The sequence below is a fragment of the Fructilactobacillus sp. X2R6C1 genome (genome assembly GCF_059901295.1).
The window spans coordinates 1-231 of the sequence record NZ_JBWXUZ010000089.1 but is presented as its reverse complement, the minus strand read 5'-3'; the positions used below and the strand labels follow the sequence as shown (position 1 = coordinate 231).

Genomic DNA, 231 nt, shown 5'->3' with positions numbered 1-231 from the left:
GAATATGGATGCTAGTGAGTATCGAAATTACATTCTGGGCTTTATGTTCTACCGTTACTTATCAGAACGTCAAGAACAGTATCAAAAGAATGCGGATTTATTTGATTTACAGGATGGAGAAACCATTAATGATGCATATGTAAAAGCCGTCAAAGAGGATCCTGATAGTTTAAAGGATTATTTGGAAGATGCAGCCGATTCACTCGGATACGCAATTGCACCCCAGTATAC

1 protein-coding gene is annotated in these 231 nt (G+C 38.1%); it reads left to right on the top strand.

Annotated features, from left to right (window positions below; translation table 11 throughout):
* Positions 1-231 (top strand): type I restriction-modification system subunit M N-terminal domain-containing protein (locus tag AC6UDF_RS07490; protein WP_500724279.1); only part of this gene is annotated, 231 nt, incomplete at both ends.